General features: G+C 76.1%; 6 protein-coding genes. 2 read left to right on the top strand and 4 right to left on the bottom strand.

Translation table 11 applies throughout. The annotated features are described in order from the left end of the window. Positions 1-96: 96 nt before the first annotated feature. The 4 genes from fxsB to AB0F18_RS27345 all read right to left on the bottom strand — a co-directional run bounded on the left by fxsB (position 97) and on the right by AB0F18_RS27345 (position 4894). Positions 97-2358: a radical SAM/SPASM protein FxsB, inactivated metallohydrolase extension form gene (gene fxsB / locus AB0F18_RS27360; RefSeq protein ID WP_362065189.1), complete on the bottom strand. Its 2262-nt coding sequence runs from the start codon at positions 2356-2358 to the stop codon at positions 97-99. A gap of 29 nt (positions 2359-2387) precedes the next feature. Further along, on the bottom strand, positions 2388-2552 hold the full coding sequence (gene fxsA / locus AB0F18_RS27355) for an FxSxx-COOH cyclophane-containing RiPP peptide (protein WP_362065186.1): 165 nt from the start codon (positions 2550-2552) through the stop codon (positions 2388-2390). A 217-nt stretch (positions 2553-2769) separates the two neighbouring features. Continuing rightward, positions 2770-3633, bottom strand: coding sequence for an alpha/beta hydrolase (locus AB0F18_RS27350; RefSeq protein WP_362065198.1), 864 nt, complete (start codon positions 3631-3633; stop codon positions 2770-2772). 142 nt (positions 3634-3775) lie between these two features. Further along, on the bottom strand, positions 3776-4894 hold the full coding sequence (locus tag AB0F18_RS27345; protein WP_362065183.1) for a DUF3533 domain-containing protein: 1119 nt from the start codon (positions 4892-4894) through the stop codon (positions 3776-3778). A 145-nt stretch (positions 4895-5039) separates the two neighbouring features. Between AB0F18_RS27345 and dnaE the strand changes: the two genes are divergently transcribed. Both dnaE and AB0F18_RS27335 read left to right on the top strand, forming a co-directional pair. Then, complete coding sequence (dnaE, locus tag AB0F18_RS27340) at positions 5040-8618, top strand: DNA polymerase III subunit alpha (RefSeq protein WP_362065180.1); 3579 nt, start codon at positions 5040-5042, stop codon at positions 8616-8618. Continuing rightward, the gene (locus tag AB0F18_RS27335; protein ID WP_362065177.1) at positions 8615-9652 is read left to right on the top strand and encodes a hypothetical protein; all 1038 of its coding nucleotides are present in this window, start codon (positions 8615-8617) and stop codon (positions 9650-9652) included. Before dnaE ends, AB0F18_RS27335 begins: the two co-directional genes overlap by 4 nt. Positions 9653-9680 lie beyond the last annotated feature (28 nt).

Here is a 9680-nt window from a genome sequence, read left to right as displayed (position 1 = left end):
GCTGGACGGCCAGGGCCAGCGCGCCGGGCGCCGGGCGCGCCCGGCCCGTGCCGCCCGGCGGGCGGGATAACGGCCGGGGCGACGCGGCGGGGGTGGTCACGCGTCCACCGCCTTCAGCTCCCAGCGCAGCTCCTCCACCAGCCGCTTGCCGGTCACCGTCAGCTCGGCGGCCTCCGACAGCCGGTCCAGGGCCCGGTGGATCCGGTCCGTGCCGCCCGGTTCCTGGGTGGTGGTGGCCCGCCGGTACGCCTCCACCGCGACCCGCTCGTGCACGTCGGCCAGCAGCCGCGACACCGGCACCGGCCGGGTCCGCCAGGGCGAGGGGTGCTGCCAGGCCCCGTCCAGCGCGTACAGGTCGGCCACCTCGGTCAGCGCCCGCAGCCGGGCCCGCCGCCCCCCGGTCAGCAGGGCCAGCGCGGTCTCCCGCACCCCGGCGGCGTACGGCACCCCGAGCGCGCCCGGCCCGTGCCGCCCGGCCTCGCCCCAGCCCTGGGCCCGCGGGCCGCCCGCCAGCGGGGTCAGGGTGCTCAGCCCGGCGGCGGCCGCCCGGGCGAACTCGGGGACGGTACGGCGCAGCAGTGCCCAGGCCGCGTCGAGGCGCCGCCGCCACGCGTCGGCCTCCCCGGCGCCGAGCCGCAGCCGGGGCGGGCGGGCGAAGCAGTTGCGGTACGGGTCCAGGTCCTCCAGTGCCACCGTGGGCCGCCGGGGCCCGGGCGACCAGGTCCGTACGGGCAGCCAGCGCGCGTCGCCGGCCGCCGGGCCGAAGCGGTGCTCGGTGCGGCCCGCCCGGACGACCGCGTATCCCTCGCCGGTGGCGTGCAGCGCGGCCCGGCCCTCCGTACCCGGCTCCCCGAGCCGCAGCAGGCCCAGCGTCGGCAGGTACACCTCGCCGTCCCGGTACGCCACTTCGGCCGGCAGGTCCAGCCCGCCGCGCAGTACGGCGGCGGCCGCCAGCGCGGCCAGCCTGCGGGCCGCGCCCGGGGTGTCCGGGCGGCCCTCCAGGGCGGCCTCCAGGGACTCCAGGACCCAGGTCCGGGTGAACGGGTGGCCCAGTACGGCGTCCAGCGCGTCCGGGTCCGCCTCCTCGACCCCGGTCAGCAGGGCCCAGGCCCGGGCCCACCCGGAGTCGGCGGCGAGCTCGCCGTGCAGCCGGGCCAGCAGGGCGCGGGTCAGCTCCTCCTGGGAGCGGGTGAGTTCGGCCGGGTCGGCCAGCTCCGGCGCGGTCTCCCGGCCGGCCGCCCGCCCCTCCACCCCCTCCACCAGTTCCCGCAGGTCGGAGCAGTACACGGAGGGGTTGTCGAAGCCCGCCCCGCCCGCGCCGTCCTCCCGGTAGCGGTGGGTGTAGAGCCCGCCGCCGCACGAACGTACGACAGGGCACCGCCGGCACGTGTCGCTGACGCCCGCCAGCCCCAGCTGCCGGGCCCGCACCCCGGGGTGGGCCGCCACCTCGTCGAAGGCGTGGTCGAAGACGTTGAAGCCGGTGGCGGCGGCCCCCTCGAAGGCGCTCTTGAGGGAGTCCACCTGCTCCAGCGTCCCGTCGGTCTCGACCACCACCAGGTCGGTCGGGGCCAGCCCCAGGGACTCCGTCAGGCTGGGCCCGCCGCGCAGGGTGGACAGCAGGGACTCGAAGAGCCGTACGTGTACCGGGCGCCCCAGCTGCTCCCACCGGTCGAAGACCCGCAGCAGCCAGCGGGCGTACGCGTCGGGCGCGCCGCCGGGCCGGGCCGGCGGGGTCTCCCAGGTGGCGTGGGGGAGCAGGAAGTCCACCCGGGGCGGTTCCAGGTCGACCAGGGCGTCCAGGACGGCGACGGGGTCGTTGGCCACGTCCACGGTGCACAACAGGCCCTGGTACAGGTGGCGGTAGGGCTCCGAGCGGAGCAGGGTGACGGCTTCCAGGACCAGCGGGTGGCTGGTGCGGCCGTCCGCGAAGCGCCGGTGGCGGTCGTTCGCCGCGCGGTCACCGTCGAGGGAGACGCCGACCCGGACGCCGTACTCGGCGAAGAGGTCCAGGTAACGGCGGCTCAGCTGGAGCCCGTTGGTGTGGATGCGCAGGTCGAGGGCGGTGGCCGTCGCAGCGAGCGCGCGGGTGAACTCCTCGCACACGAGGCGCAGTCGGTCCGGGCCCGCCAGCAGGGGTTCCCCTCCGTGGAGGATCACCGTGACGGAGGGGAGTGCATGGTCACGGGCATGTTCGGCGAGCCGCGACGCGGTCTGGGAAATGACCCCGGGGGAGATCACTTTCGGCCGGGCTCGCCAGCTCTGATCAGCGTGTTCGTAGACATAGCAATGATCACAAGCAAGATCGCATCTGCTGTGAACCTTCAGGACGATCTCGCGAAATGCGATCAGGCCGGTCATTCCACCAGTCTAGAGCGCGTACTCCGTTATCAGAGCGCAGAGTTGAAGATCGGCGCCTGGGAGTGACGGCCGGATTCCGACGGCAGCACTCGGCCAAGGGCCGCGACAACGGACGCACTACGGGTGTCGATCTTGTCGAGAGGGACCCGGCGGTCCTTGGCCGAGCTGGTCGGCGGGGTTGCGGAAGTGTTCATGGCACCGTCCTCGGGGAGGCCATATGAAATGGGAAGGAGGGGCACCGGCGCGCCGCCGGCGTCTGGCTGGGACTTTACTCGCCTGCACCCCATTGGCAACCGAGACATGACGCCTGGTCAAGCGTTCTATAGAAAGAGTGGGGGAATAGTCGAGGTGGTGTATTCGGCCGTTCGCCGCACGGCAAGATCCAGTTCCCCGGGGGCGCTCCGCGGAGGCCTACGCGGGCTGCTGCTCGCCCAGGGAAGGGGCGGGCAGTTCGCGCAGCAGCCAGGTGAGGACGTCCGGCAGCGCGCGCAGGGCCGCGAAGTGCGCGGCGTCCGGGTCGATGGTGGTGGTGGCGCCGGGGATGCGGCGGCCCAGCCAGCGCGAGTGGCCCACGGGGGAGAAGACGTCGAGCTCCCCGTGCCAGATCAGCACGGGGCAGCGGATGTCGGCGGGGTCGAACCCCCAGGGGCTGCTGGCCGCCAACATGTCGTCGATCCACCCGTACGCCGAAGTGCGCACGCCCTCACGGTAGTTGCGCAGCAGCATGGCGCGCAGGCCGGCGTCCGAGACGATCATCCGGTCGCTGGCGGTCAGCTCCCGGCGCAGCTCGTCCAGCAGCCGCCCGGGGTCCCGGGCGATACCGCTGGCCCGGGGGATCAGCCGGGCCGTGAGCTCCTCGGGGTCGACGGAGGCGGTGGTGTACTCCCGTACGTTCGAGGCGGCCATCCCCGCGAACCAGTCCAGGTCCTCCGCGTCCCGGGGCGCGAGGGGCACCAGCGCCGCCGTCCGCGTCACCCGCTCCGGCAGCAGCGCCGCGCAGGCCAGGGCCCCGGGGCCGCCGCCGGAGCGGCCGGCCACGGCGAAGGTGTCCACGCCGAGGGCGTCGGCGACGGTGGCCACGTCCTGGGCCACGTCGGCCACGGTGCGGCCCGGGTGGCGGTCGGAGCCGCCGTAGCCGGGCCGGTCGTAGGCGATGAGCCGTACCCGCCGCTGGTAGAGGACCATGCCCCGGGGGGCCGGGCCGAGCCTGCTGCCGGGCATGCCGTGGAGCAGGAAGACCGGCTTGCCGTCGGGGTCACCCCAGTGTTCCGCCATCAGGACGCGTCCGTCAGCGGTGCGCACCTCTTCGCGCACGCGCTCCCCCCTCACGTCGGGCCCGAGCCGTCAGGGTGATTGTGCTCCCGGTGCGGTGGATGCGATAGGGCGCGATCCCACGGGAATCGAGGGCGGGGCGCGTTCAGCGGGGCCCGGTGCCCCCGTCCGTGAAGCGGGGGACCGAGGGTGCGTCGTCGGGCAGGCCGCTGCCCACCGCCGCCCCCGGCCTGCCGTGGCGGGCGACCGCGCAGGCCAGCGTGACCCCGGCCCCGGCCACCGCCCAGGCGGACAGGACCAGCATCGGGCCGGCCGCGCCGTTGCCCCGGAAGTACGCGAGGGAGCGCGCGGCGTACGTACCGGCCCCCGGCGGCAGGGCGGGGCCGATGGCCCGCCAGAACGGCGGCAGCAGCGGGTACGGGTAGGCGCCGCCCGCACTCGGGTTGCCGAACACCACGACCAGCAGGATGGCCAGGCCGATGCCGACCACGCCCGCCAGCCCCTGGAGGGCCAGGGTGAGCGCGCCGACCGCGAAGACCACCAGCGTGCCCAGCCCCCACAGGGCCGCGATCGGGCCGGGCAGCGCGCCCAGCACCGGGCCCGCGATGACCGCGCCGAGCAGCCCGGCGGCGACGGAGTACAGGAGCAGCGCGCCGAGCCGGATGACGGCGCGGGCGGAGTTCGCGGGCCGGGCGCCGGCGCTGACGGCGAGGACCGCGGCGCACAGGTAGCCGCCCACGCACCAGCCGACGACCAGGTAGAAGGAGCTCAGGCCGCGGCTGTCGCCCTGGTCGGCGGGGGCCACGTCGACCACGGTCAGGCCCCGGCCCTGGGACTTCTCGGCCAGGGTGACGATCTGCTCCAGGGCCTGGGAGAGCGAGGCGCCGGCGCCGCTCGCGACCAGCAGCCGGTCGTTCGGGCGGGCCGGCTCGACGATCAGCGCGCCGTCCACCTCCCGGTTCCTGATCCGCGCGAGCGCCGTCGCCTCGTCCGCGACCGCGCGCGGGTCCAGCGGCTTGCCGGGCAGGGCGCCGAGCCGCTGCGCGGCCCGGGCGGCGACCGGCTCGGCGGGGGCGGCCACCGCGAGCGGGATCTCGCTGGGCTTCGGGTGGTGGAAGGCCCCGATGTACGAGGTGATGAAGGCCAGCTGGAGGGCCAGCACCCCCAGGACCAGCACGGCGGCCCGGGTGGTGACGGCGTCCTTGATCTCGGCGAGGAAGCCGCCGGACGGGCCCGTGTCGGTGCTCTTGGCGGTCTGGGTCATGCCCCCACGCTCGGCGCGGCGGGGGGCGGACGCAGCAGGGAAGGGCCGAATGGATGATCGAACAAGTGTTTCGCACGGATATTCGAATTGCTCTATGGTGGAGAAGGGGGTGGCAAGAAGGTCGAGGGAAGCAGGAGGGCCGCGGGTGCCCGGGTTCACGCATCTGCACACCGTTTCGGGGTTCTCCGTGCGCTACGGCGCCTCGCACCCGCAGCGGCTGGCGGAACGCGCCGCCGAGCGGGGCATGGACGCCCTCGCCCTGACCGACCGCGACACCCTCGCGGGCGCGGTCCGCTTCGCGAAGGCGGCCGCGGCGGCCGGGATCCGGCCGCTGTTCGGAGTCGACCTGGCCGTGGCCCCCGCGGTGGCCCCCGGGAGGTCGGGCGGTGCCGGGACGGGCGGCCCGGCGGCCGAGGCCTCGTACCGCCGGCGGGTGCCCGTCAGGGGCGGGGCCTTCGTGGACGAGTCCGCCCCCCGCGCGCTCTTCCTGGCCCGCGACGGCGCCGCCGGCTGGGCGGAACTCTGCCGCCTGATCACCGCCGCGCACGCCCCTGACGCCCCGGGCGGCGGCGCGGCCGCCTCCGGGTTCGCGGGGCCGGGTGCCGCCGCGGGGGACGGGACCGGTGCCCCGGGTCTCTTCGTGCCTGCCGCCGGGAGCGACGGGCAGCCCCTGCTGCCCCGGGAGGCCCTCGGCGGCGGCGGGGTGTTCGTGCTGCTCGGGCCCGGGTCCGAGGTCGGGCGGGCGCTGGCCGCCGGACGTCCCGACCGGGCCGCGCGGCTGCTCGCGCCCTGGCGGGAGCTCTACGGGGACGCCCTGCGCCTGGAGGCCGTCCACCACGGCCGCCCCGGCACCGGCCCCGGCTCGCTGCGCCTGGCCGCCCGTACCGTCGGCTTCGCCGCCGAACAGGACGTCGCCGCCGTGCTCACCAACGCCGTCCGCTACGCCGACCCCGGCCAGGGCCCGGTCGCCGACGTCCTCGACGCGGCCCGCCGGCTCGTCCCCGTCGACCCCCGGGGCCCCCTCGACAGCGGCGAACGGTGGCTCAAGGGCCCCGACGTCATGGCCGAGGCCGCCGGCCTGATCACCCGGGCGGCCGGGCTGCGCCCCGCCGACGCCCGCCGGCTGCTCGCCCGCACCCGGGAGACCGCCGAGGCCTGCGCCGTGGACCCCGAGGACGACCTCGGACTCGGCTCCGTGCACTTCCCCGAGGCCCGCCTCGTCGGCGCCGCCCACCGCACCGCCCAGCGGGTGCTCACCTCCCGCGCCGGCGCCGGCATGGTGCTGCGCGGCTACGCCGGCGACCGCGCGTACTGGGACCGGATGCACGAGGAGCTCGACGTCATCGCCTACCACGGCTACGCCTCCTACTTCCTGACGGTCGCCCAGGTCGTGGACGACGTACGGGAGATGGGCGTCCGGGTCGCCGCCCGCGGCTCCGGCGCCGGCTCCCTCGTCAACCACCTCCTCGGCATCGCGCACGCCGACCCCGTCGCCAACGGCCTGCTCATGGAACGGTTCCTGTCCCGGCGCCGCCGCGTCCTGCCCGACATCGACATCGACGTGGAGTCCGCCCGCCGGCTGGAGGTCTACCGCCGGATCATCGCCCGCTTCGGCGCCGAACGCGTCGCCACCGTCGCCATGCCCGAGACCTACCGGGTCCGCCACGCCATCCGCGACGTCGGCGCCGCCCTCGCCATGGACCCGGCCGCCGTCGACCGGCTCGCCAAGGCCTTCCCGCACATCCGGGCCCGCGACGCCCGCGCGGCCCTGGCCGAACTGCCCGAGCTGCGCGGCGTACGCGACGGCGTACGGGGAGAGGAGTACGCCCGGCTGTGGGACCTCGTCGAGGCGCTGGACGCACTGCCGCGCGGCACCGCCATGCACCCGTGCGGGGTGCTGCTCTCCGACGCCACCCTGCTCGCCCGCACCCCCGTGGTCCCGACCAGCGGCGAGGGCTTCCCCATGTCCCAGTTCGACAAGGAGGACGTGGAGGACCTCGGCCTGCTCAAACTCGACGTGCTGGGCGTGCGGATGCAGTCCGCGATGGCCCACGCCGTCGCGGAGCTGCGCCGCGCCACGGGGCAGGAGCTCGACCTCGACGACCCCGCGCAGGTCCCGCCGGGCGACCGGGCCACGTACGAGCTGATCCGCTCGGCCGAGACGCTGGGCTGCTTCCAGATCGAGTCCCCCGGCCAGCGCGACCTGGTCGGACGGCTCCAGCCGGCCACCTTCCACGACCTGGTCGTCGACATCTCCCTCTTCCGGCCCGGCCCGGTCGCCGCCGACATGGTGCGGCCCTTCATCGAGGCCCGGCACGGGCGCGCCCCCGTCCGCTTCCCGCACCCGGACCTGGCCGACGCACTGCGCGAGACCTACGGGGTGGTGGTCTTCCACGAGCAGATCATCGAGATCGTGCACGTCATGACCGGCTGCGGCCGCGACGAGGCCGACCGGGTGCGGCGCGGGCTCTCCGACCCGCAGTCGCAGGGCCGGATCAAGGCCTGGTTCGCTGCGACGGCCGCCGGGCGCGGCTACTCGGCGGAGGTGGTCGCCCGGACCTGGGAGATCGTCGAGGCCTTCGGCAGCTACGGCTTCTGCAAGGCGCACGCGGTGGCCTTCGCCGTGCCCACGTACCAGTCGGCCTGGCTCAAGGCCCACCACCCGGCGGCCTTCTACGCCGGGCTGCTCACCCACGACCCGGGCATGTACCCCAAGCGGCTGCTGCTGGCGGACGCCCGGCGGCGGGGCGTGCCGGTGCTGCCGCTGGACGTGAACCGCTCGGCGGTGGCCCACCGTATCGAACTGGTGTCCGATGATCCGGAGAGGTGGGGGCTGCGGCTCGCGCTGGCCGACGTCCACGGCATCAGCGAGGCCGAGGCCCTGCGCATCGAGGACGGACAGCCGTACGCCTCCCTGCGCGACTTCTGGGACCGCGCCCACCCGGGCCGCCCGGTCGCCGAACGGCTCGCACAGGTCGGGGCGTTGGACGCCTTCGGAGCGAACCGCCGTGACCTGCTGCTGCACTTGACGGAACTGCACGGCGCCCAGCGCGCCGCCGGAGCCCGCGGCGGAGCCCAACTCCCGCTCGGCGGCGGCCGGTCCACCGCCCCCGTCGGCCTGCCCGACCTGACCGAGGCCGAACGGCTCAGCGCCGAACTCGGCGTCCTCGGCATGGACGCCTCCCGCCACCTGATGGACGGCCACCACGCCTTCCTCGCCGAGCTGGGCGTCGTCCCGGCACGCCGCCTGCGGGACACCGCGCACGGGCGGACCGTACTCGTCGCGGGCGCCAAGGCGGCCACCCAGACCCCGCCGATCCGCTCCGGGAAGCGGGTCATCTTCACCACCCTGGACGACGGCACCGGCCTGGTCGACCTGGCCTTCTTCGACGACAGCCAGGAGGCCTGCGCGCACACCGTCTTCCACTCCTTCCTGCTGCTGGTCCGGGGCGTCGTGCAGCGGCGCGGCCCGCAGAGCCTGAGCGTGGTCGGGGCGGCCGCCTGGGACCTCGCCGAACTGGTGCGGCTGCGCGACGACGAGGGCCTGGAGGCCGTCACGGCCCGGCTGGCACAGCCCCTGCCCGAGGGGCCCGGGGACACCGGCCGGCGCATCCACCTGCCGACCGGCTACGAGATGAACCCGTGGGCCGACCTCCAGCCGCCCGGCGACCGCGCCGCGACCGGCCGCAAACTGTGGCACTCCAGCCCGGGGAGCGCGGGATGACGCCGGCACCGGCCACACGGCACACCCCGGCGGCCACCGACCCGGCCGGGGTCCTGCACGTGCGCTGCCTCCCCGGGCTGTCCGGGGAGGGCTACCGCGAGGTGCTGGAGCTGCTGCGGGAGTTCTCCCCGCTGGTCCAGGCCCTGCCGCCGCGGGCCGCGCTGGTCCAGGTGCGCGGCGCCCGGCGGTACTTCGGCGCCGACGCCGCCCGCATCGCCGAGGTGGTCCGGCTGCGCGCGGTGGCCCGGCTCGGCACCGACGTACGGATCGGGGTCGCGGGCACCTGGGCGGTCGCGGCCATGGCCTCCGCCCGCATCCCGGGACCCGGCGGGGTCCTGGCCGTCCCGGCGGAGCAGGTGGCCGGCTTCCTCGCACCCCTCCCCGTGGAGGAGCTGTACGGGCTCGGCTCCCGGCAGGCCGAGGCGCTGCGCGGGTACGGGCTGCACACCGTCGGCGCGCTCACGCAGGTACCGCCCGGCGTCCTCGACCGGATCCTCGGCCGCCGGGCCGGCCGGCTCGTCGCGGAGCGCGCCCACGGGATCGACCCGCGCCCCGTCACCCCGCGCGACCTGCCCTCCTCGGCCGCCGTCCGCACCGGCTTCGCCCGCCAGGAGCTGGACGGCCCGCACACCCGGGCCGCGCTGCTCGGCCTGGTGGTCCGGCTCGGCGCCCAGCTGCGCGGCCGCGGCCAGGCCGCCCGCTCCCTGTGCCTGACCCTGCAGTTCGCGGGCGGCACCCGGTGGGAGAGGTCCCGGCGGCTGACGGAACCCTCCGCCCACGACGAGGACCTGCGCACCTTCGCGTACCGGCTGATGGACGCGGCGGGCCTGCAACGGGCCCGGCTGACCGGCATGGTGCTGCGCGCCGAGGACCTCACGGCCGCGGAGGGCGTGACCCGGCAGCTCTCGCTGGACCCGGTCCGCGAGGCCCGCCTGACGGTGGAGGCCGCCATCGACCGGGCCAACGCCCGCTTCGGCCCCGGCACAGTCCGCCCTGCTGTTCTTCTGGGGCTCGGTTCGCCTCCGGGGCGCTGAAAGCCGTGCTCCCAGGTCCGACCGTGCC

This window comes from Streptomyces sp. NPDC029216, from assembly GCF_040648015.1.
Taxonomy (GTDB): domain Bacteria; phylum Actinomycetota; class Actinomycetes; order Streptomycetales; family Streptomycetaceae; genus Streptomyces.
Note: the sequence above shows the minus strand (reverse complement) of the source record. Positions and strands in the feature narration are given on the sequence as shown.

What these genes read in the sequence shown, in the direction of transcription:
- fxsB (WP_362065189.1), bottom strand. Translation starts at nt 2,358, where the DNA reads ATGACCGGCCTGATCGCATTTCGCGAGATCGTCCTGAAGGTTCACAGC.
- fxsA (WP_362065186.1), bottom strand. Translation starts at nt 2,552, where the DNA reads ATGAACACTTCCGCAACCCCGCCGACCAGCTCGGCCAAGGACCGCCGG.
- AB0F18_RS27350 (WP_362065198.1), bottom strand. Translation starts at nt 3,633, where the DNA reads ATGGCGGAACACTGGGGTGACCCCGACGGCAAGCCGGTCTTCCTGCTC.
- AB0F18_RS27345 (WP_362065183.1), bottom strand. Translation starts at nt 4,894, where the DNA reads ATGACCCAGACCGCCAAGAGCACCGACACGGGCCCGTCCGGCGGCTTC.
- AB0F18_RS27335 (WP_362065177.1), top strand. Translation starts at nt 8,615, where the DNA reads ATGACGCCGGCACCGGCCACACGGCACACCCCGGCGGCCACCGACCCG.